The 21558-nt window shown below is 72.0% G+C and carries 21 protein-coding genes; 1 reads left to right on the top strand and 20 read right to left on the bottom strand.

Annotated elements, in window-relative coordinates; all coding sequences use genetic code 11:
* Positions 1–22: 22 nt before the first annotated feature.
* From ACIP82_RS18745 to ctaD, 12 genes are all read right to left on the bottom strand, one after another.
* On the bottom strand, positions 23–1759 hold the full coding sequence (locus ACIP82_RS18745; RefSeq protein WP_400654464.1) for a SpoIIE family protein phosphatase: 1737 nt from the start codon (positions 1757–1759) through the stop codon (positions 23–25).
* 20 nt (positions 1760–1779) lie between these two features.
* Positions 1780–1989 carry a hypothetical protein gene (locus ACIP82_RS18740; RefSeq protein WP_363605902.1) on the bottom strand — a complete coding sequence of 70 codons (210 nt, stop codon included), beginning with the start codon at positions 1987–1989 and terminating at the stop codon, positions 1780–1782.
* Between the two features lie 108 nt (positions 1990–2097).
* Positions 2098–2499 carry a YccF domain-containing protein gene (locus ACIP82_RS18735; protein WP_363605904.1) on the bottom strand — a complete coding sequence of 134 codons (402 nt, stop codon included), beginning with the start codon at positions 2497–2499 and terminating at the stop codon, positions 2098–2100.
* A gap of 133 nt (positions 2500–2632) precedes the next feature.
* Positions 2633–3187, bottom strand: coding sequence for a hypothetical protein (locus tag ACIP82_RS18730; protein WP_400654461.1), 555 nt, complete (start codon positions 3185–3187; stop codon positions 2633–2635).
* A gap of 38 nt (positions 3188–3225) precedes the next feature.
* Complete coding sequence (locus tag ACIP82_RS18725) at positions 3226–3699, bottom strand: hypothetical protein (protein WP_400654459.1); 474 nt, start codon at positions 3697–3699, stop codon at positions 3226–3228.
* A gap of 33 nt (positions 3700–3732) precedes the next feature.
* A complete protein-coding gene (locus tag ACIP82_RS18720; RefSeq protein WP_400654457.1) occupies positions 3733–4521 on the bottom strand; it encodes a hypothetical protein in 789 nt (262 codons plus the stop codon).
* A 69-nt stretch (positions 4522–4590) separates the two neighbouring features.
* The gene (locus ACIP82_RS18715) at positions 4591–5016 is read right to left on the bottom strand and encodes a hypothetical protein (RefSeq protein ID WP_400654455.1); all 426 of its coding nucleotides are present in this window, start codon (positions 5014–5016) and stop codon (positions 4591–4593) included.
* A gap of 41 nt (positions 5017–5057) precedes the next feature.
* Positions 5058–6614: a hypothetical protein gene (locus ACIP82_RS18710; RefSeq protein WP_400654453.1), complete on the bottom strand. Its 1557-nt coding sequence runs from the start codon at positions 6612–6614 to the stop codon at positions 5058–5060.
* 10 nt (positions 6615–6624) lie between these two features.
* On the bottom strand, positions 6625–8208 hold the full coding sequence (locus ACIP82_RS18705; protein ID WP_400654451.1) for a pyridoxal phosphate-dependent decarboxylase family protein: 1584 nt from the start codon (positions 8206–8208) through the stop codon (positions 6625–6627).
* A gap of 435 nt (positions 8209–8643) precedes the next feature.
* Positions 8644–9594 carry a M56 family metallopeptidase gene (locus ACIP82_RS18700; protein ID WP_363605913.1) on the bottom strand — a complete coding sequence of 317 codons (951 nt, stop codon included), beginning with the start codon at positions 9592–9594 and terminating at the stop codon, positions 8644–8646.
* Between the two features lie 3 nt (positions 9595–9597).
* Entirely contained in the window at positions 9598–10023 is a 426-nt protein-coding gene (locus tag ACIP82_RS18695) for a BlaI/MecI/CopY family transcriptional regulator (RefSeq protein WP_363605914.1), read from the bottom strand.
* Between the two features lie 109 nt (positions 10024–10132).
* Complete coding sequence (ctaD, locus tag ACIP82_RS18690) at positions 10133–11791, bottom strand: cytochrome c oxidase subunit I (protein WP_400654555.1); 1659 nt, start codon at positions 11789–11791, stop codon at positions 10133–10135.
* A gap of 275 nt (positions 11792–12066) precedes the next feature.
* On the opposite strand from ctaD, the gene ACIP82_RS18685 reads away from it, so the two are divergent.
* Positions 12067–12537 (top strand): hypothetical protein, encoded by a 471-nt coding sequence (locus tag ACIP82_RS18685; RefSeq protein WP_363605916.1) that lies wholly within the window; start codon positions 12067–12069, stop codon positions 12535–12537.
* A gap of 146 nt (positions 12538–12683) precedes the next feature.
* On the opposite strand, the gene htpX is transcribed toward ACIP82_RS18685, so the two are convergent.
* The 8 genes from htpX to ACIP82_RS18645 form a co-directional block, all read right to left on the bottom strand.
* The gene (htpX, locus tag ACIP82_RS18680) at positions 12684–13547 is read right to left on the bottom strand and encodes a zinc metalloprotease HtpX (protein WP_400654448.1); all 864 of its coding nucleotides are present in this window, start codon (positions 13545–13547) and stop codon (positions 12684–12686) included.
* Positions 13548–13689: 142 nt separating this feature from the next.
* Positions 13690–15324 (bottom strand): NADH-quinone oxidoreductase subunit N, encoded by a 1635-nt coding sequence (locus tag ACIP82_RS18675; RefSeq protein ID WP_400654446.1) that lies wholly within the window; start codon positions 15322–15324, stop codon positions 13690–13692.
* Positions 15325–15326: 2 nt separating this feature from the next.
* Entirely contained in the window at positions 15327–16883 is a 1557-nt protein-coding gene (locus ACIP82_RS18670; RefSeq protein ID WP_400654444.1) for a NuoM family protein, read from the bottom strand.
* Between the two features lie 56 nt (positions 16884–16939).
* Complete coding sequence (locus tag ACIP82_RS18665) at positions 16940–18976, bottom strand: NADH-quinone oxidoreductase subunit L (protein WP_400654442.1); 2037 nt, start codon at positions 18974–18976, stop codon at positions 16940–16942.
* Complete coding sequence (nuoK, locus tag ACIP82_RS18660; protein WP_363605921.1) at positions 18973–19344, bottom strand: NADH-quinone oxidoreductase subunit NuoK; 372 nt, start codon at positions 19342–19344, stop codon at positions 18973–18975. The genes ACIP82_RS18665 and nuoK overlap by 4 nt, the downstream gene beginning before the upstream one ends.
* On the bottom strand, positions 19344–20051 hold the full coding sequence (locus tag ACIP82_RS18655; protein ID WP_363605922.1) for an NADH-quinone oxidoreductase subunit J: 708 nt from the start codon (positions 20049–20051) through the stop codon (positions 19344–19346). Before ACIP82_RS18655 ends, nuoK begins: the two co-directional genes overlap by 1 nt.
* Positions 20048–20608 carry an NADH-quinone oxidoreductase subunit I gene (locus tag ACIP82_RS18650; RefSeq protein WP_363605923.1) on the bottom strand — a complete coding sequence of 187 codons (561 nt, stop codon included), beginning with the start codon at positions 20606–20608 and terminating at the stop codon, positions 20048–20050. The genes ACIP82_RS18655 and ACIP82_RS18650 overlap by 4 nt, the downstream gene beginning before the upstream one ends.
* Complete coding sequence (locus ACIP82_RS18645) at positions 20605–21558, bottom strand: complex I subunit 1 family protein (protein WP_363606055.1); 954 nt, start codon at positions 21556–21558, stop codon at positions 20605–20607. Before ACIP82_RS18645 ends, ACIP82_RS18650 begins: the two co-directional genes overlap by 4 nt.

Genomic DNA, 21558 nt, shown 5'->3' with positions numbered 1-21558 from the left:
CGGGCCGCGCCCGGGCCGACGCTCAGGCCGACGGCAGCCGCAGAGCGAGGAGGGCCGTGTCGTCGGTGCTGCCGGACGGCACGCTCCGGAGGATCCCGTCGCAGAACTTCCCCAGCGGACGCCCCGCCAGGCCCGCGCCGAGCTCTCGGAGCCGTTCCAGACCGGCCCCCAAATCGGCGCCCGGCACCTCGACCAGGCCGTCGGTGAAGAGCAGCAGCGTCGAGCCGGGCGGCAGCCGCTCGACCCCGTCCCGGCGCCCGGAGTCACCTCCCGCCCCGAGGAGCAGGCCCTGTCCCGCCTCCAGGTAGCGCGCGCCGTCACCGGGCGCCCCGCCACCGGCCGGGCCGGCCGCCGCCGCTACCAGCAGCGGCGGCGGATGTCCCGCGCTGGTCCAGCGCAGCAGCCAGGGCCCGCCCGCCGGGCCCTCGACATACGCGAGGACCATGGTGGCCATCGGGACGTCCGTGAGACCCGCCATGGCGTCGTCGAGCCGCGCGACCACGGCGGCGGGCGGCTCGCCCCGGTCCCAGGCCAGCGCCCGGAGGATGTTCCGCAACTGCGCCATGCGGGCGGCGGCCTGCAGATCGTGGCCGATGACATCGCCGATCACCAGCGCGGTCGTCCCGTCCTTCAGCAGGAAGGCGTCGTACCAGTCGCCGCCGACCCGCGACCCCGCCGGAGCGGGCTGGTACCGGGCGGCCAGCCGCAGGTCCCGGCCCTGCGGCAGGTCGGTGAGCAGGTGGTGCTGCATGGCCGTGGCGATGTCGCGCTGCTCCCCGAACAGCCGGGCGTTGTCGATCGCCACGCCCGCCCGGTGGCCGATGTCGGCGAGCAGGGCGAGCTCGCGGGCGGTGAACGGCCGGTCGCGAACGGTCCGGACCGCCGTCATCGCGCCGGTGATCTCACGGGCGCTGGTCAACGGGACGACGGCCGCCGAGGTCGCCCCGAGCGCGCGCAGGAAGCCGGCCTGTACGGCGGCGAGCGGGTCGTCCGGCAGCCGGGCCATCTCCCGGGCGTCGATCACCACGGGCTCCGCACCGTGCAGGACGCGGGCCAGCGCCGACCGGAACTCCGAGGTGGGCGGGGGGAGCGGTCCCCGCCACGCCTCCAGCGCGGTGGCCCGGCCCTTCGGTCCCAGCACGGCGACCCGGCGGACGTCGCCCTCGGCGGTCCGCAGGTCGACGGCCACCCAGTCGGCCAGCTGGGGCACGAGCAGCGGGCCCAGCCGGTCCAGCGCCTCCTCGATGTCGAGCGTCTCCGACAGCACCTCGGTGACCTCGCCGACCAGGGTCAGCCGCTCGGCCAGGTCCTCCAGCAGGTCCACCCGGCCCGCCTCCCGCCCGACCGGCGCGCTGCTTCCGGCGATATCGGCGAACAGCACGGCCAGCCCCAGAACGCGCCCGTCCCGGGCCACCGGCGCCGCCGACCACCGCACCGGCAGTACCTTCCCGTCCCCGGTCAGAAAGGTGTCGCTCTCCCCCCACGCCGGCCGGCCGTGCTCGGCGACCGCCAGCAGGACGCACAGCTCGCGCGGGATCTCCGTGCCGCCCGGCCCCCGGTGCAGCAGCTCGTGGGCGTCCTCCCCGGCCATCGCCGCCGCCCGGCGGCCCAGCAGTTCCTCGGCCCTCGGGTTGGCGGCCAGGATCCGCCCGCCAGGGTCCAGCACGAGCAGGCCGGCCGAGAGCCCGGTGAACACCGAGCCCAGCAGCCGGGGGTCCACCCCCGGCGTGCCGCCACTCCTCTCGGAACCGCCCGCCATCACGCCACCTCCGGCTCCGGCTACAGCTGCTGCTCCGGGCTGGAGGTGGCGGCCGCTCCCCGGCCGCCGGTCACCAGGGCGTACGCGTGCGCCAGCTCGACCAGGGCACGATGGTGCTGCCCCGGGTACCCGCCCAGCGCGTGGACCTCGTCGGTGATCGCCCGCAGCAGCTCGACCCGCGCTTCGGCCTCGGCCGACCGCTCCGCGTCCGGCGGCTCGTTCGGCTCCATCGCATCTCCTCACGCCACCGCCCGGCGCCCGGACGTCGAACCCCCCGTGCCCTCCATGCTGCGGCCCCCGGCGCCACCCCGCACCCCCGGCCGGACGGCCGGCCGGGTTCAGCGCCCGCCGAACCGCTCGTCCGTGGCGACGACCTCGCGGCCCAGCGGCATCAGCGAGATCGGGATCATCTTCAGGTTGGCCCAGCCGAACGGGATCCCGATGACCGACAGGAACAGCGGGATGCTGGTGATCAGGTGCCCGATCGCCAGCCACCACCCGGCGAACACCAGCCAGATGACGTTCCCGACGCAGGACGGCGCGCCCGCGCCCGGCTTCTCCACGGTGGTGCGGCCGAACGGCCAGATCACATAGCCGGCGATGCGGAACGACGCGATGCCGAACGGAATGGTGATGATCAGGACGCAGCAGATGATGCCGGCGACGACATAGCCGATGGCCATCCAGATGCCGCAGAAGATCAGCCAGAGCACGTTCAGGACGAAATCGATCACCTTCATACTGCCCAGCCTCCCACGGACGGTCTCCCCCGGTGGCCTATACCCGTTCCGGTGGGTCCCCACCGGCTCCGGAACGCCGCGACGGCCCGCCGGGGGCAGACCGGCGGGCCGTCGTGGAGGGCGTGGGCGGGGGTCAGACCGCGAGGACCCGCAGGGCGGGGTGGTCGACCGTGTTCAGGTAGAGCTTCTCCTTGGTGTGCTCCTGCTCCAGCTCGACGACCAGCCGGTACCGGTAGAGGCCCGGCTTGGCGGTGCTGAGCACGGTGCCCGCCCAGTAGTAGTAGACGGGGGTGAACTTGTCGCGCATGCGGTCGGGCATGCCGTAGATCTTCAGCTCGGTGAAGATCTTCCGCTCCGCGACGTCCTCCTCGTCACCGGCCTCGGTGTCCAGGAAGACGATGTTGTTGATCTTCGGCATGGGCGGCCAGGTGCCGTCCAGCCGCTTCTCCATGTCGATCGGGCGGATGATCCAGTTCAGGACCTGGCCCTGCTTGCAGACCGTCTCCAGGTGCGACGTGCCCTGGCCGGAACCGCCGACGCTGTTGTCCATCATGTACATCGCGTCGGCGAGCGAGCCGGCGGCGGCCGCCCGCTCCATGTTGACCAGGGTGACGACGTTGAGCTGGACCGAGTTCAGCTGGCCCGGATTCTGCTTCTCCTCAACGCTGTTGAGCTTCTCGCTCGTCAACGTTCCTCCTTCGGTGTGGAGTTGGGTGCGAAAGTGGTCTAGCCGACCAGGGCCGGCGACAGCGCGGCGGTGATCGGCGCGTCCCGGGTGCCCAGCTTGAACTTCAGCCGGTACGGGACCACGCCGCCGGCGTCCTTCTTCACCGTCGCGGTCCAGTAGGCGACGTCGGTGCCGGGGTACACCTTGCGCTCCGGCTCGCAGATGTCCGGGTCGATCACGATGTCGTCGATGGCGACGAACGCCTCGCACTCCAGCGCCAGGACGTTCCAGAGCAGCTGGTCGCCGGCCTTGACCTTGGTACGCAGCTCCTCGGTGCCGAACCCGGTCGAGCCGCCGGCCCTGTTGGTGTCGTACAGGTAGAGATGGCCGCTGGTGCTGCGGGACGCCAGGGCGCCCACGCAGTCCACGACGGCGGTGATCGAGATCGGCCGCTGCGAACCGGCCTTGCGCGGGGCCTGCTTGGCCTTGCCGCCGCCGGTGCTGCTACCGCTGTTGCTCGCGGGGGTGGTCATCTGCTCTCCTCCTCGTTCGTCGACGGTGGCGGATCAGGCGGGGGCGCCGAGCGGGATGGGGAGGTAGCCCATGCCCGTCCCGGTGAAGGCGTTGCGCCGCGGCTCGGTGACGATCTTGAGCCGGGAGTCGAAGCTGAGGTTCACCGGCTCCCAGACCCAGTCCTCCCCCTTCCGCACCAGGTCGTGGAGCTGGATCTTCATCGTGTAGCGGTAGGTGCCGGGCCGGGAGGTGTCGATCGTCGCGGACCAGTACCAGCCGTCCGTCACCAGGTCCGGCGAGCCGTACTCGGCCGGGTAGATGATCTTCTGGTCCACCGCCTCGCCGATGATGTCGGTGATCACCGGGGAGGGGTAGCTGTGCGCGGACGTCCCGCCGTCGGCGACCAGCTGGCCGGTCACGTCCAGCATCTTCTGGCCGGAGAGGCCGCGGGTGCCGGCCGTGGTGCGCACCCGCTTGCCGGCGGTGCGCCGGATCCGGCCGAGATCGGCCGCGCTGACCGTGCCCGATCCGTCGGCCAGCGCCGCCAGTTCCGTCAGCGCCTGCTGGTCGGCCTGCCGCGCCCGGTCGGCGTGGTAGCCGCGCGGGACCGTCGGCGGGATCGAACCGAGGCTGCAAGGGAGCCAGTTGAGCACCTGCTCGCTCGCCTGCGAGCCGTCCTGCCAGTAGGAGCCGTTGATGATGGTCACCAGGTCGCCGGTGCCCTCGCCCTCGGAGCCGTGCAGCTTCATGTTGTCGAACAGGTAGGTGTTGTCCCGCAGCGTCCGGGCCGCCAGCGCGTTGCCGACGTCCACCAGCACGATGACCGCTAGCTGTTGGGGCATGAGCCCGCCTTTCTCGTTGTCGTTCGGGGGAGTTCCGTCAGATCCGCGTGCCGTGGACGGCGCGTGCCGTCAGATGCACATCAGCGCGGGCGAGTCGATGTGCAGCACGCTGTGCGGGCCCTCGTACATCTGCAGTTCGAGGCGGTACCGGTACGGCACCCCGGGGGTCATGTACGGCGGCACCACGCCGGTCCAGACGTCGAGGTCGAGCTTCTCGCCCTCCTCGGTGAAGTCCTCCGGGTCCGGCTCCGCGCCGTGGCCCGCCCCGAGGAAGGTGATGCTCCTGATGTCGACCGGCGTCTGGAGGTCCACCGCGAGCGCGGACCACTGGATCACCTGGCCGGGGGCGACGACGGTGCACAGCTCGGGCGTGCCCTGGCCGGTGCTCTGGAACGATCCGTCGTCCACCAGGGTGAGGTTCCCGTCGAGCAGCGTGCCGGCCGAGAGCGCCCCGATGACGTCCACCACCACGGCGATGTTGACCTGCGGCTTCATAACACTCCTGTCCTCTACGGTTGTTCGGTGTCGGGTCCGCGCTAGCCGCGGTCCCGGACCAGCGGCACCTTGCCCACGCTCGTCCGCTCGATCTCGGTCGAGGACCGGGGCACGAAGGTGAGCAGGAACCGGTAGCCGGTCTTCTCGATCGACGCCGGGTTCGCCTCGCCCTGGTTGAACAGGGACAGGGCGCGCGGCAGGGCGTTGACGAAGACGCGCTGCAGCCCGTACGGCCCGAGCCCGGTGTCCGCCCGGTAGGTCAGGCCGGGCACGTCGTCCACCGAGGCGAGCAGCGTGATGGTCCTGCTCTCCCGGTGGTTCACGAACTGGATCTCGTGCGCCACCTCGTCCAGGTCGACCGTCCCGGCCCGCCGCAGCTCGTCCCGGAGGGCCTCGTAGGCGCGCCGGGCGGAGTACTGGCTGTCGTTCAGGTGCAGGATGTCCCCGGTCCGGCCGGCGAACTCGAACTGCTCGGCCTTCAGCCCGGGCCCGTCCAGCCGCGGCCGGCGGACCATCCGGTCGCCGAGCTTGAGCCGCAGCAGCGGCGCCTCGTGGGCGTGCAGCCGGGTGACGACCAGCTCGCCCTCCTCGCCCTCGGCGACCCAGCGGCCGGGCTCGTCCACGATCTCCACCAGGTGCAGACCGGGGACCGCGGCCAGGAAGGGCGACTCCTCCCGCAGCTGGAGGCCGATGGTCTCGGCCTGGGTGGCGGCGAAGTAGCTGAGGATCGCCAGGTTCGGGTACATCGCCTGCAGTTCGGCCCGCTTGCGCTGCGGCAGCACCCCGCTGCCGTACAGCGCGACCCGGAAGCTCTCCTTGGCCTCCCGGCTCATCCCGGCGCCGAGTTCACCGAGGATCGCGATGCCCGCGGTGATGCCCATCAGCGCCTTGGGGCCTGGGTAGGAGAACATGTGCTCCAGGACCGGGGCGGTCACCGGGCCGGCGCCGATGTAGTTGATGCCGGGCACGTTGGCCAGCACCCCGCCGACCATGGTGCCGCTGCTCCACATCTGGTAGTCGGCCAGCGTGGTGTAGAGCCACTTGGGATCGGTGCCGCCCAGGTACTCGTCGAGCTGGTACGTGCCCATGAAGTGGCCGGCCACCTCGTAGGTGTCGCGCAGCTCCCGCAGCGAGTAGACGGTCTCCAGCGGGCGGCCGCTGGTGGTGCCGCCGCTGGCCACGATCTCGAAGCCGCCCGCCGCGATCGGCACCACCATGCCGGGGCGGCCGTCCATGAAGAAGTCGCGCTGGACGTCCTTGTCGGAGAGCGGGACGCGCTGCCAGTCCTCGTACGTCGCGGGGGCGCCGGCGATGCCACCACCGGCCAGCCGCTCGCGCCAGAGCGGGTTGAGCAGCGCGGTGTTGACCATCTGCTGCAGCCGGCGCAGCACCAGCGCGTCCTGCACCTCGTGCGGGAGCTCGCTGTACGGGGCGTGGCAGGCCCGCTCGGCCTCCCGCATCCGGCTGAGGAAGGTGGGGAGCTTGCCGACCGCGTCGACCGAGTCCGGCTTCAGCTCCCAGTCGGGGATCAGCCGGACCGCCAGCTCGGCGGCGTCGACGGTCGGCGTCCGGGTCTGCGGAACGCTCACTGGGCTCATCGTCGAATTCCTATTCACTGTCGCTGCTGTGGTCGCGGTGGCGCAGGTCGTATCCGGCCCGCCTGATCTCGCCGAGCAGCATCCGGAAATGCTCGGTGGTGGTCCGGTGGTTCATCATGACCACCCGCAGGGCGGCCACCCCGTCGATGTCGACCTTGGAGATGAAGAAATTGCCCTGGATTTTGAGCCGGTTCCGGATATCCAGCTGGAGGCGGTGCACCTCGTTCTCGCCGAGGCCGTCCGGCAGGTGCCGGAAGCAGAGGATGTTCGCCTCCGGCCGGTGCACGGGTTCGAAGTCCGGCTCGTCCACCAGAATGCGGTGGATATCCTCGGTCAGCTGGCAGAGGTATTCGATCTTCTCCGCGAAAAGGGCCCGCCCGTGGATGCTCCAGAGCGCCCACAGCGGCATGATCATCGGGCGCTTGGTGCACTCGAAGTTCTTGTCCCCGCTGTCCAGCGCCGTGTAGATGTCCGGCTGCTCGTCGAAAACGTAGCTGGCCTGCTGGCGGAATGCCCCGAGACTGTCCCGTTTGTCCCGGTAGAACAGCAGGGTGCAGGGCGCCGGGACGAACATCATCTTGTGCGCGTCCCAGGTCAGCGAATCCGCCTTCTCGATTCCGCCGAGCTTTCCCCGGAGTTTGTCGGAGACCAGCAGGCTGGCGCCGTGGGCACCGTCCACGTGCAGCCAGATGCCCTTCTCCCGGGCGAGGTCGGCGAGCCCGTCGATCGGGTCGAAGGCGCCCACCGCGGTGGTGCCGGCCGAGGCGACCAGGCAGAACACCTCCAGCCCGCGCCGCTCGGCCTCGGCCAGCGCCGCACGCGCCCGGTCCAGGCAGATCCGCTGGTCGGCGTCGAGGGGCAGGCGGACGAGCTGCTCGTCGCCGATCCCCATCACCCCGGCCGCCCGCGAGACGCTGTAGTGCACGTCCGCGCCGACCGCGATGGCGGGCCGGGGCCGCCCGGCGAGCGCGCCGCCGCCCTGTGACCAGTAGTCCGGGAAGTGCTTGTTCCGCGCCGCCAGCAGCGCGGTGAGATTGGCCAGGGAGCCCCCGGAGGTCGTCACCATGGCGAAGCTGTCCGGTTCCCACCCGATGAACCGGTTGAGCTCCTCCGCCATGATGCGTTCCGCCACATTGGGCAGCTGGCCCGCCTCGTAGAACGAGGACGGCTGATTGACCACCGAACTCACGAAATCGACGACCCCGGCGAGCGGGATCACCCCCGAGAACTGCCGCCCCATGGCCCCGGGAGAGTGGACCTGGATTCCGGTCCGGACATAGAGGTCGACGATTGCCGACAACCGCTCCTCGTCGAAGGCGGCGATCCGGTCCCGTTCCGGGGTCATCAGCCCGCGGGCCGTCTTGGTCAGGATTTCGGGATCGGTGAGTTCGAGCCCTCGGATCGCCACGTCGGCCAGGTGCTTTTCCAGCCGGCTGGCCACCGATTCGGTACTGGCCCGGAACAGCCGGGCATCGAACACCTCGGCCAGGGTGCCGGCCCACAGGGTGGTGGCCGCGATCGGGGCGGTGCGTAACTGACGCCTGGTGTCACGTTGCTGGATAACGGGGGCCGACTCTGCTCGGGCTTCCGCCACGGGATGTCTCCCAAGAATTCCGCTGACCGGCCTGCGGTCAACTCGGCATACGTGATTGGTCCTTACTTCGCGTCAAGATTGTCGACACCCCGGCGGCCTGTCCAGCCCCGTCACCCCTAGGAGTGATAAGTTCAGATCACAAATCGATAGTTAAGAAAATATGACTATCGATCGGCCGGTCGGCCGGTTTTTTCGGACCCGCAGACCGGCCCGGAACGGCGGTTTCTCCACGGAAGGCACGCCCTCACCAAGGGAGGAATCGATTCCGCACAGCCCGGCACCGGCGTGCAAAACGCCGCGCACGCCCTCATATGCAGCCGGGCGCCCCCTTGGGCGCCATGCATACGAACCCCTGCCTCAATAGAACAGGAAGGAACAAACGTTCGATCGACGGCCGCCGACCAGGCCAGGGCCGGCCCCGAGGGCACGGCGGGCCTACAGCGGCGTAACGGCCTTCAGCACCAGCAGCAGCGCGACCGCCGCGTTGAGCGCGCAGAGCGCCGACGCCGCGGTACCCACCGCGGCGACCATCGCGGCCAGCCCCGCCCGGGTGTGCGCCGGCGGCCAGTTCCGCGTGGACGGCACCGGGCCGAGCAGCGCGGCCACCCGGCGCGGCACCGGGCCGGGAACGGGCGCCGGGGCGGCGAAGGCCGCGAACCCGGGGGTCGGCGCCTGGCGCGAGACCAGCGCCGCCCGCGCCACCGCGCGCGCCGTGATCCGCCGGTCCCCCACCGCCTGGGCCGACTCCTCGTCCGCCCAGCGCTCCGCACTGAACGCCACCGCCTGCCGCAACGGCCGCAGGAACGGGTTGACGCTGCCCGCCAGCTGAGTGGTCAGCAGATAGCGGTGGTGCCGGTGGACGAGGTGCGCCCGCTCGTGCGCGAGCAGCGCCTCCCGCTCGTCCTCGGCCAGCCCGGCCAGCATGCCCGTCGACACCACCACCCGCCCGGGCGACCCGGGCAGCGCGTACGCGTACGGGCTCTCGTCCGGCAGCACCGCGAGATCGTCGGCCGGCCCGGCCGGCAGCCCGTCCAGCGCCCGCCGCGCCCGGGCCCGCACCCGCAGATGCCGCACGACCGTCCGCAGGCAGGCCCCGGTCACCACGACCAGCAGGCAGATCGCCGCCGTGCCGACCGTCTCGTGGTACGGCAGCGCCGCCCGCACCTCCGGGTCGGACCAGCTGTCCGGCAGCGGGTTGCCCGGGATCTGCGCCGTGCCCACCACGCCGATCAGGCCGAGGCAGAGCGCACTGCACACCGCCATCACCGCGCTGATCACGGTCAGCAGGCGGGTCGCGGCCCGCGGATGCAGATGCTGCTCGGTGAGACGGGCGATCGGCACCGCCGTCAGCGGCAGGATGAGCGGGAGGAAGACGAAGAAGCCCACGGGTCAGCTCTCACGGTCGGCCACTGCCGGATCGGCGGACGCGGTGTCGAGCAGCGCCCGCAGCAACTCCTCGTCGTGCGGCAGCAGAGCACTGACGAAGCTGGCCAGCACGGCGTCCCGGTCGGCCTCGCCGTCGAGCATCCGGCGCATCCGCAGCGCGGCCAGACCCGCCGCGTCGGAGGACGCCTGCCACAGGTACGAACGGCCCGAACGCGTCCGGGAGACGGCCTTCTTGGCGTGCAGCCGGGACAGGATGGTCATCACGGTGGTGTACGCCAGGTCGCCGTCCAGCCGCTCCTGCACCCACCCCGCCGTGGCCGGTCCCGGCGCTCGCTGGAGCACCGCCAGGACCTGGGCCTCCAGCTCGCCCTGGCCGCGCCGCCGGGCACGCGGATCCCCGGCCGCCTGGCCGTGTCTCTCCTCTGCCATGACGGCCACTCCCTCCGGATGGTGCGCCCCGCGGCCGGCGGGACACGCTGTCATCCTAACGAGCGGCCCGGGGCGGCAGCGCGGCCCGGCAGCGCGGCGGCCCGGCCGGTCAGCGCAGCGGTTCGCGCGTGTTCTCCCGCCGGTCGAGCGCGGCGATCCCGGGGTGGTGCAGGTCGAAGGCCGGGGACTCGGAGCGGATCCGCGGCAGGGTGACGAAGTTGTGCCGCGGCGGCGGGCAGGAGGTGGCCCACTCCAGCGAGCGGCCGTAACCCCACGGGTCGTCCACGGTGACCTTCTCGCCGTACCGCGCGGTGTGCCAGACGTTGTAGAGGAACGGCAGCGTGGAGATCCCCAGCAGGAAGGATCCGATGCTGGAGACGGTGTTCAGGGTGGTGAAGCCGTCCGTGGCGAGGTAGTCGGCGTAGCGGCGGGGCATGCCCTCGGCGCCGAGCCAGTGCTGCACCAGGAAGGTGGTGTGGAAGCCGACGAAGAGCGTCCAGAAGTGGATCCGCCCGAGCCGTTCGTCCAGCATCCTGCCGGTGAACTTGGGCCACCAGAAGTGGAAGCCGGCGAACATCGCGAAGACGACGGTGCCGAAGACCACGTAGTGGAAGTGGGCGACGACGAAGTACGAGTCCGAGACGTGGAAGTCGATCGGCGGGGCCGCCAGCAGAACGCCCGTCAGACCGCCGAAGAGGAAGGTGACCAGGAAGCCGACCGTCCAGAGCATCGGCGTCTCGAAGCTCAGCGAGCCCCGCCACATGGTGCCGATCCAGTTGAAGAACTTCACCCCGGTCGGCACCGCGATCAGCATCGTCATGATCGAGAAGAACGGCAGCAGCACCTGCCCGGTGACGAACATGTGGTGCGCCCAGACCGTGACCGACAGCCCGGTGATGGTGATGGTCGCCCCGATCAGGCCGGGGTAGCCGAAGACGGGTTTGCGGCTGAAGACCGGGATCACCTCGGTCACGATGCCGAAGAACGGCAGCGCGATGATGTACACCTCCGGGTGGCCGAAGAACCAGAACAGGTGCTGCCAGAGCAGGGCCCCGCCGTTGGCCGCGTCGAACACGTGCGCCCCGAACTTGCGGTCCGCCTCCAGGCAGAGCAGCGCCGCCGCCAGCACCGGGAAGGCGAACAGCACCAGCACCGCCGTCAGCAGGATGTTCCAGACGAAGATCGGCATCCGGAACAGCGTCATCCCGGGGGCCCGGAAGCAGACGACGGTGGTGATGAAGTTGACCGAGCCCAGGATGGTGCCGAAGCCGGAGAACGCCAGCCCCATGATCCACAGGTCCGCGCCGATACCGGGGCTGTGCTCGGCTCCGTTCAGCGGCGCGTAGGCGAACCAGCCGAAGTCGGCCGCGCCGTCGGGGGTCAGGAAGCCCGCCATGACGATCAGCGAGCCGAACAGGTAGAGCCAGTAGGCGAGCGCGTTCAGCCGGGGGAAGGCCACGTCGGGCGCGCCGATCTGGAGCGGCATGATCCAGTTGGCGAAGCCGGCGAACAGCGGCGTCGCGAACATCAGCAGCATGATCGTGCCGTGCATGGTGAACAGCTGGTTGAACTGCTCGTTGGAGAGCAGCTGGAGCCCCGGCCGGGCCAGCTCGATCCGCATCAGCATCGCCATCACCCCGCCGGCCAGGAAGAACAGGAACGCGGTGGTGATGTAGAGGGTGCCGATGCGCTTGTGGTCGGTGGTGGTCAGCCAGCCCACCAGGGCCTGGCCGCGGCGGCGCCGCCGGACGGAGAGCCAGCGGTCCAGCCGGGGGGCGTGCGACGGGTGCGGGGCCTGCTCCACGACGTCCTGCGGCAGAAGAGTCACGCACCGCGCCTTCCGTGCTCGGGGCCGGACCGGGCCCGGACAGTGGTCGGACAACCACTACCAGTCGCCGCCGGTGGGCGTCCGGGGCACGCACGACGCGTCACCCGAACAGGCGCGGCCCGGTTGCCGGCCGCCCGGGCCCGGCAGACGGTCGAAGTCCGAATGTCCGTTCGGCTTTTGGAGGAGCACATGTCCGTTCGGCCCTGGAGGAGCAGATGAACAGCGCTTCGGGCACCCCGCCGGCCGGCCCCGAGCAGCCACAGCCCTGGCGCGCCGGGTCCGGCGCCCCGCCCGGGCAGCGGTTCAGCGACTGGGCCCCCGGCCTGGTGATGTTCGCGGGTGTCCTGATGCTGCTGAACGGCTTCATGGAGGTGCTGCGGGGCATCATGGCGGTCTCGAACGACGAGCTGTTCATCGCCACCCCGCGGTACGTGTTCCGGTTCGATCTCACCGGATGGGGCTGGATCGAGATCGTCGTCGGCGCGCTGGTCGCGGTGGTCGGTCTCTTCGTCCTCCGGGGAGCCGCCTGGGCCCGGTACGCCGGTATCGTCCTCACCGTGCTGAGCGCCGCCGAGAGCTTCCTGTCCATGCCGTACTACCCGCTCTGGTCGCTCGTCGTGATCGCGCTCGACGTCTTCATCATCTGGGCGCTCTGCGTCTACCGCCCGGAGCAGGCCGCGCACTGACCGCGCTCCGCGCCACCCGGCACCACAGGCCCGTCCACGCGCCCGTACCCCCGTTCAGGTACGGGCGCGCTGCGTGACCGGCTGACCCGGGCCGCGCCAGGGCCGACAGAGGGCCGCCAGGGCCACCCGGGCCGCGAGCCGGCGGCTCAGCCGCGGTGGCCCGCCATCCGCTCCAGCCGGGCGATGCGCTCGGCCATCGGGGGGTGGGTGGAGAACAGCTTGGCGCCGGCCTCGCCGGGCCGGAACGGGCTGGCGATCATCATGTGGCTGGCGGTCTGTAGCTGAGGCTCCGGCGGCAGCGGCAGCTGCCTGGTCCCGATCTCCAGCTTGCGCAGGGCGCTCGCCAGGGCGAGCGGGTCACCGGTGATCCGGGCGCCGTCGGCGTCGGCCTGGTACTCGCGGGAACGGCTGACGGCCAGCTGGATCAGCGAGGCCGCGAGCGGGCCGAGGATCATGATCGCGAGCATCCCGAACAGCCCCGGGCCGTCGTCGTCCTCGCTGCGGCCGAAGGGGATCAGCCAGGCGAAGTTCACCAGGAACATCACCACCGAGGCGAGCGCCCCGGCGACCGAGGAGATCAGGATGTCCCGGTTGTAGACGTGGCTCAGCTCGTGCCCCAGCACGCCCCGCAGCTCGCGTTCGTCCAGCAGCTGCAGGATGCCGTCGGTGCAGCAGACGGCGGCGTTGCGCGGGTTGCGGCCGGTGGCGAAGGCGTTCGGGGCCGGGGTCGGCGAGATGTAGAGCCGGGGCATCGGCTGGCGGGCCGAGGTGGAGAGCTCGCGGACGATCCGGTACAGCTGCGGCGCCTCGATCTCGCTCACCGGGCGGGCCCGCATCGCGCGCAGGGCGAGCTTGTCGCTGTTCCAGTAGGCGTAGGCGTTGGTCCCGAGGGCGACCAGCAGGGCGATCGCCAGACCCGTACGGCCGAAGAAGCTGCCGATCACCAGGATCAGCGCCGAGAGGCCGCCGAGCAGTGCGGCGGTCCTCAGTCCGTTGTGCCGGCGGTGCACGGCAGGCCCTCCAATGGTGCGCGGTGGGGAAGCCCTTTCTGCCTCGTCCCTCTGCCCGCTCAACGGGTGGGGCCGTCGGCCTTGTTCCCTTGTGACCACCGCGACACCCGGTCGCCGGATCCCCCGCACCGCCGGCCGGGGCTCAGAACAGCGTGCCGCCGGCCACCTGGAGGACCAGCTGCGGAGCCACCGAGAGCACCACGGCGGCCGAGGCGGTGAGGCCGAGGGTGGCGGCCAGCGAGGCGGGCAGCCGTGGCTCGGGGGCCGTTACCGCCGCCTTCCCGCCGTCTGCCGCCGGCGCGAAGAGCCGCGCCGTCCAGAGCAGGTAGTAGTACAGGGCGATGACCACATTGACGGCCATCACCACGGCCAGCCAGCCCAGCCCGGAGTCGACGGCGGCGCGGAACACCACCACCTTGCCGAACAGACCAACCACGCCCGGCGGCAGCCCGGCCAGGCAGAGCAGGAAGAAGGCGAGCGCCAGAGCCGTCCAGCGGCGCCGGGCGAACAGGCCGCGGAAGTCGTCGACCCTGGTCCCGGCCCGGCGGCCGACGGCGGCGACCACACCGAAGGCGCCCAGGTTCACCACGCCGTAGATCAGCGCGTACGCGGCGGTGGCGCCGAGCGGGTCGGTCCCGGTGGGCGCGTAGCCGGCGGCGGCCAGCGGCACCAGCAGATAGCCGGCCTGGCCGACGGAGGACCAGGCGAGCAGCCGCACCGCGCTGTACGAGGTGTCGAAGCGCTGGCGCAGCGCGCCCACGTTGCCGACCGTCATGGTGACGGCGGCCAGCACCGCGAGCGCCAGACCCCAGGTGTGCGCGTACGGGCGGAAGGCGATCGTGGTGACCAGCGCCAGACCGGCCAGGCCCGCCGCCTTTCCGACCACCGAGAGGTAGCCGGCCACCGGCAGCGGGGCACCGGTGTAGGTGTCGGGCACCCAGAAGTGGAACGGGGCGGCGGCGACCTTGAAGGCGAAGCCGACCAGGGTGAGCACCGCACCGGCCTCGGCCAGCGGCTTGAGCTGTCCGGGGACGCCGTCCAGGCCGTGGCCGATCAGCGCGAGGTGCAGGCTGCCGCTGGCGGCGTAGACGAAGCCGACGCCCAGCAGCATCACGGCGGTCGCGGTGACGGAGGAGAGGAAGAACTTCAGCGCGGCCTCGGCACCCCGGCCGTCGCGGCGCAGCGCGACCAGCGCGAAGGCCGGCAGCGAGGCCACCTCCAGGGCGACCACCAGGGTGGCGAGGTCACGGGCGGCGGGCAGCAGGGCGGCACCGGTGGCGCTGGAGAGCAGCAGGAACCAGTACTCGCCGCGGGGCAGCCCCGCGGCGGAGCCGCCGCCCGGCGCCTCCTCGTCCACGGTGTGCATCGACAGCAGCGCGGCGATCAGCGCGCCGCCGAGCGCCAGCAGCTGGAAGACCAGGGCGAAGTGGTCGGCCACGTACGAGCAGCCGGCGTTCTGGGCGTCGGTGCCGGTGTCCCGGACGCAGAAGGTGCCCCGGGGCCCGCCGCCGGTCAGCGGGAGGAGGGAGACGAGCGCGAGGGCGAGTCCGGCCGCGGTGAGCCGGCCGAGCAGCTTCTTGTGGCGCGCGGGCAGGAAGAGGTCGGTGACCAGCACGGCGAGGGCGGCCACGGCGGCGATCAGCGGGGGCGCGATCGCCACCCAGTCCACGGACTGGATCAGGCTGCCCGGGTTGGCTACGGCGAGGGAGGTCACAGTGGGCTGCCCCGTGGAGTGAGGTCCGAGTGCGAGCTGGGCTCCGAGCGCGGTGCCGAGCATGATCAGCCACCCCCGAGGAGGTGCTTGACGGCGGGATCGGAGAGACCGAGCAGGAGCGCGGGCCAGAGGCCGGCGAGCAGGGTGAGGGCGGCCAGCGGCGTCCAGCTGACGGCCTCGTACGGGCGCAGATCGGCGAGCTCCGGCACCGGGGCGGGCTGCTTCGGGTCGCCCATGCAGACGCGCTTGACCACGATCAGCAGGTACGCGGCGGTGAGGAGGGTGCCGAGACCGGCCAGGACCATGTAGGTGACGAAGGCGGGGCGCGACAGGCCCTCGGCCGGATCGAACGCGCCGAACATCGCGAGCAGCTCGCCCCAGAAGCCGGCCAGCCCGGGCAGGCCGAGGCTGGCGACGGCCGCGAAGGCGAGCAGGGCGCCGATCCGCGGCGCCCGCCCGTAGAGGGCGGCGCCGGTGGAGCCGGCGAGGGTGTCGAGGTCCGCCGTGCCGTAGCGGTCCTTCAGCGCGCCCACCACGAAGAACAGCAGGCCGGTGATCAGGCCGTGGGCGATGTTGGCGAACAGGGCACCGTTGACGCCCACCGGGGTGAGGGAGGCGATGCCCAGCAGCACGAAGCCCATGTGGCCGACGGAGGAGTAGGCGATCAGGCGCTTGAGGTCGCCCTTGGCTCCGGACCGGGCGAGCGCGAGGCAGACCAGCGAGCCGTAGACGATGCCGACGGCGGCGAACGCGCCCAGGTAGGGGGCGAGCGTCGCGGTGCCGTCGGGGACGACCGGGAGGAGGACGCGGACCAGACCGTAGGTGCCCATCTTCAGCAGCACACCGGCGAGCAGCACGGAGCCGACGGTCGGGGCCGCCGTGTGCGCGTCCGGGAGCCAGCTGTGCAGCGGCCAGGCGGGGGCCTTGACCGCGAGCCCGATCATGATCGCCAGCGCGGCGATCACCTGGGTGGTGTGGCTCAGGCCGCTGCCGTGGGCGGCGGCCAGGGCCTGCATGTCGAAGGTGCCCGCCTTGCTGCCGACCAGCAGGAAGCCGAGCAGCATCACGGCCGAGCCGAGCAGCGTGTACAGGATGAACCGGTTGGCGGCCGGCACCTTCGCCCCGCTCCCCCAGCGGGCGATCAGGAAGTACATCGGGATCAGCACGATCTCGAAGGCCAGGAAGAAGAGCACGAGGTCCAGCACCGCGAAGGTGGCGAGCATGCCGGTTTCGAGGAGGAGGAAGAGCCCGGTGAAGGCCCGGGCGGAGGGCACGTGCTCCCCGCTCGGCAGCCGCCGCTCCGAGTACAGCGCGCAGAGGAAGGTGAGCAGCGAGGTCAGCACGATCAGCGGCAGCGAGACGCCGTCCACACCGAGGTGGAAGCGCACACCGATGGCCGGGATCCAGGACACGTCGGTGGTGGCCTGCATCCGGGCGGGCTCGTCGTGGTCGAAACCGGCCGCCAGGACGACGGTGAGGACGAGGACGGCACCGGTGAGGACGGTGTTCAGCCGCAGCGCGCGCCGGTCGGCGACGGCCGGGTCGGTGCCGAACACCGGCGCCAGGGTGAGGGCCGCACCGAGCAGCGGCAGTGCCAGGAGGGCGATGAGGACTGCGTTCATCGGTGGCTCCTACGGGCTGCGGTCGGCTGGACGGGGTGGGTCGGCTGGGGCATGCGCTACACCGCCACCAGGACGGCCAGCAGCACGACGCCGGCGAGCAGCGCGCTGAGGTAGGTCTGCGCGTTGCCGGTCTGCGCCAGCCGGACGGCCCGGCCGAGCAGGTTGGCGCCGAGCCCGCCGCTGCGGACGTACGTCTCGACGACCTCGCGGTCGAGGAAGCGGACGAGCCGCGCGGCGGCGGTCACCGGGCGGACGAACAGCGTGCTGTAGAGGCGGTCGACGCCGAAGCCGTGCCGGGCCGGGCCGAACAGCGGGCCGAGCAGGGTGCGCCCGGGGTCGGCGACGATCACCTCGGCGGCCGGGGCACCGGCCTGCCCGGGCACCCGGCCCTCGGCGGCGCGGGCCGGCCGGCCCGCGCCGAGCCGTGCGGTCGCCGACCGCCAGGCCCCGTACGCCAGCAGCACGCCCACCAGGGCGAGGCCGGTGCCGGTCACCGCGGTGACCGGCACCGGCCGCAGCGAGCCGCCGTCCAGCAGCGCGGGCAGCCAGTCGGAGCGCAGGCCGGCGACGCCGAAGCCCATGGTCGGGACGGCGAGCACCCAGAGCGGCCAGCGCATCGCGGGCGGCTCGGCGGTGGCCGGGTCGGCCTCGTCCACCTCGGGCGAGTACGGCGCGTCCGCCTCCGGCCCGGCGGCCGCGGCGGGAGCGGCAGCACCGGCGGCGGCCGCCGGGCCGTGGAACGCCACCAGGAACAGCCGGGTCGCGTACGCGGCGGTGATCAGCGCGGTGAGCCCGGCCGAGATCAGCACGATCCAGCCGGCCGTCTGCGGCACGGCCGAGGCCGGGCCGAGGCCGTTGGTCAGCGCCTCGCCGTTGGCGGCGTGCTCGGCCGCGGTCAGCACCGCCTCCTTGCTGAAGAAGCCGGAGAACGGCGGCAGCCCGACCAGGGCGACCAGCGCGATGCCCATCGTCCAGTAGGCGTCCGGGACGCGCCTGCGCAGCCCCGGCATCCGGGACATCGCGGAGATCGAGTTGGTGTGCGCGGCGTGGATCACCACACCGGCGGCCAGGAACAGCAGCGCCTTGAACGCGCCGTGGCTGACCAGGTGGAAGACGGACGCCTCGCGGTCGCCACTGGCCAGCGCGCCGGCCATGTAGCCGAGCTGGCCGACGGTCGAGTAGGCGAGCACCCGTTTGAGGTCGTCCTGGGCGAGCGCGCAGAGCGCCGAGCCGATCATCGTCACGGCGGCCATCACCGCGAGCACGACCAGCGCCGCGCCCGAGAGCAGGAAGACCGGCAGCAGCCGGGCGACCAGGTAGATGCCGGCCGCGACCATGGTGGCGGCGTGGATCAGCGCGGAGACCGGCGTCGGGCCCGCCATCGCGTCCGGGAGCCAGGTGTGCAGCGGGAACTGCGCGCTCTTGCCGGCCACACCGGCGAGCAGCAGCAGCGCGATCAGCGTCGGGTGGCCGAGCCGCCCGTCGGTGGCCGCGGTCAGCACGTCGGGGATCCGGAAGCTTCCGGCGTCGGCGCCGAGCAGGAAGATGCCGAACAGGAACGGCACGTCGCCGAGCTTGGTGACCAGGAAGGCCTTCAGCGAGGCCGAACGGGCGTCGGCGGTCTCCCAGTGGTGGCCGATCAGGAAGTACGAGCAGATGCCCATGACCTCCCAGCCGACCAGCAGCACGATCAGGTCGCCCGAGTAGACGACCAGGAACATCGCCGCCGTGAACAGCGAGACCAGCGCCGCGTAGGACGGGTAGCGCGGGTCGTCCTTGAGGTAGGCGGTCGAGTAGACCTGCACACAGGTGGCGACCAGGCCGACCAGGACGGAGATCAGCGAGCTGAAGCCGTCCAGGTGGATGCCGAGCGCGATGTCGGGGCCGCCGGTCGGGGTGAGCCGGGTGGCGGCGTCCAGCGTCTGGCCGGTGCCGAGCTGGAGCGCGACGACCAGGGCCAGCACGGCCGAGACCGCGACCGGCACGATCGCCAGCGGCCGGGCCAGGCCCGGGGCGCGCCGGCCGGTGGCCAGGGTGGCCGCGGCGCCGAGCGCGGGCAGGGCGGGGACGAGGGCGGGCAGGGCGAGGTTCATACGGCGGCCTGGCCCTTCAGCGCCTCGGCGCCGGCGGGCGCCTCCTCGGCGGTGGACTCGGACGGGTCGCCGAGCGCGGTGACCTTGTCGATGTCCGCGGTGCCCCGGGCCCGGAACAGCAGCAGGACGATGGCGAGCCCGAGACCGATCTCGGCGGCGGCGATGGTGATGGTGAACAGGGTGAGCGCCTGGCCGGCGTGGAGTGAGTCGCGCAGCCAGGCGTCGAAGGCGACGAGGTTGAGGTTGACGGCGTTGAGCATCAGCTCGACCGACATCAGCACCAGGACGACGTTGCGCCGGGCGAGCACGCCGTACACGCCGACGCTGAACAGCAGCGCGGCGAGGACGACGGGGTAGGCGAGATGCATCAGCCCTCCTGCGGCGGGGTCGTCGAGGCGGGACCGGCCGGCGCCCCGGGCGTACCGGCGGCCTTCGCCGCGGCGGCGGCGACGGTCACGTTGGACCCCACCGGCCGCCCGGCCCGCAGTCGGCCGGCCCGGGGCGGCGGCACCCGCCGCCCGGCCCCGCGCGACAGCACGATCGCCCCGACCAGCGCCGCCAGCAGCAGCACCGAGAGCGCCTCGAAGGGCAGTACCCAGGTCCGGAACAGGCTCGCGCCCGTCACGGCCGCCGAGCCGCCGCCCGCACCGAGGTCGATCCAGGAGGTCCGGAAGGCGTCCACGACCAGCGTCACCAGGGTGCCGGCCGAAGCCAGCGCCACCACCAGGGCCACCCACCGGTTGCCCGAGTCGGCGTCCGGCGAGCGCCCGATCGGCGCCTTGGTGAGCATCAGCCCGAACAGCACCAGCACGACCACCGAGCCGAGGTAGATCAGCACCTGCACCCAGGCGATGAACTCGGCGGTGAGCAGCAGGAACTCCACCGCCAGCCCGCCGAGCGCGACGACCAGCCAGAGCGCGGCGTGCACCAGCTGCCTGGTGGTGACGGCGACCACGGCCGAGCCGAGCACGGCGATGCCGACCAGCAGGAAGACGATCTCCACCCCGGTCGGGGAGAGGAAGGACCGGGCGGCCGGATCCAGCGGCCCGGTCGCGGCGAGCAGCAGCGGGCTCATTCCGCGGCACCCCCCTCGTCCGAAGCCGCGGCGGCAGCGGCGGCGGCCAGCTTGTCCGCCGCCTTGCGCGCGGTGGCGATCTCCTTGGGCTCCTCGGCCGCCGGGTCCAGCGCCGGTGGCGCCGGGACGGTCCACATCCACTCGCGGAGCCTGTCCCGCTCATGGGTCAGTTCCAGGATGTCGGTCTCCGCGTACTCGAACTCGGGCGACCAGAACAACGCGTCGAACGGGCAGACCTCGATGCAGATCCCGCAGTACATGCAGAGCGAGAAGTCGATGGCGAACCGGTCCAGCACATTGCGGGTGCGGGCGCGGGCGTTCGGATCGGCGGCCGGCAGCGTCTCCTTGTGGGAGTCGATGTAGATGCACCAGTCCGGGCACTCCCGGGCGCAGAGCATGCAGACCGTGCAGTTCTCCTCCAGCAGCGCGATCACGCCGCGCGAGCGCGGCGGCAGCGCGGGCTGCACCTCGGGGTACTGCGCGGTGACGCTCTTCTTCGTCATCGTCCGCAGAGTGACGGCCAGGCCCTTGGCCAGGCCGGCGCCGGGGAAGCTCATGAGATCGCCACCTTGATGATGCCGGTGAGGGCGAGCTGGACGAGGGCGAGCGGGATCAGCACGAGCCACGCGAAGCGCATCAGCTGGTCCTCGCGCAGCCGCGGGAAGGTGACCCGCAGCCAGATCACCACGAAGGCCAGCGCGAAGGTCTTCAGGATCGTCCACAGCCAGCCGAGCTGGTCCGGCAGCGGGCCGTGCCAGCCGCCCAGGAACAGCACCGCGGTCAGCGCGGACACCACCAGGATGCCCACGTACTCGGAGAGCAGGAACAGCGCGAAGCGCAGGCCGGTGTACTCGGTGTACGCGCCGAAGATGATCTCCGAGTCGGCGACCGGCATGTCGAACGGCGGGCGCTGGAGCTCCGCGAGGCCGGCCGTGAAGAACACGAACGCGCCGATGATCTGCCACGGGATCCAGTACCACTGCCAGGCGTCCATGATCCCGGGCAGCGACAGCGTCCCGGCGGCCATCGCGACGGAGGCTGCGGCGAGCACCATCGGCAGCTCGTACGACATCAGCTGCGCGGCCGTGCGCAGGCCGCCGAGCAGGGAGAACTTGTTCGCCGAGGCCCAGCCGGCCATCAGCTTGCCGAGCACGCCGACGCCGAGCACGGCGAGGACGAAGAACAGGCCGGCGTCCACCGCCTGGCCGACGAAGCCGTCCGGGCCCACCGGGATCGCGAGCAGCACGAACAGGTACGGCAGCAGCGAGACGGCGGGCGCCAGCTGGAAGATCCGGCGGTCCGCCCCGGCCGGGACGATGTCCTCCTTCTGCGCGAACTTCACGCCGTCGGCGACGAGCTGCGCCCAGCCGTGGAAGCCGCCGGCGTACATCGGGCCGAGGCGGCCCTGCATGTGCGCCATCACCTTGTGCTCGGTCTGGCCGATGACCAGGGGGAGGGTGAGGAAGACGACGAGCGTGGCGACGCAGCGCAGCAACGTGTCGAGCAG

It is taken from the genome of Kitasatospora sp. NPDC088548 (assembly GCF_044753005.1).
Lineage (GTDB): Bacteria > Actinomycetota > Actinomycetes > Streptomycetales > Streptomycetaceae > Kitasatospora.
This window is presented reverse-complemented; position numbering and strand designations above follow the sequence as displayed.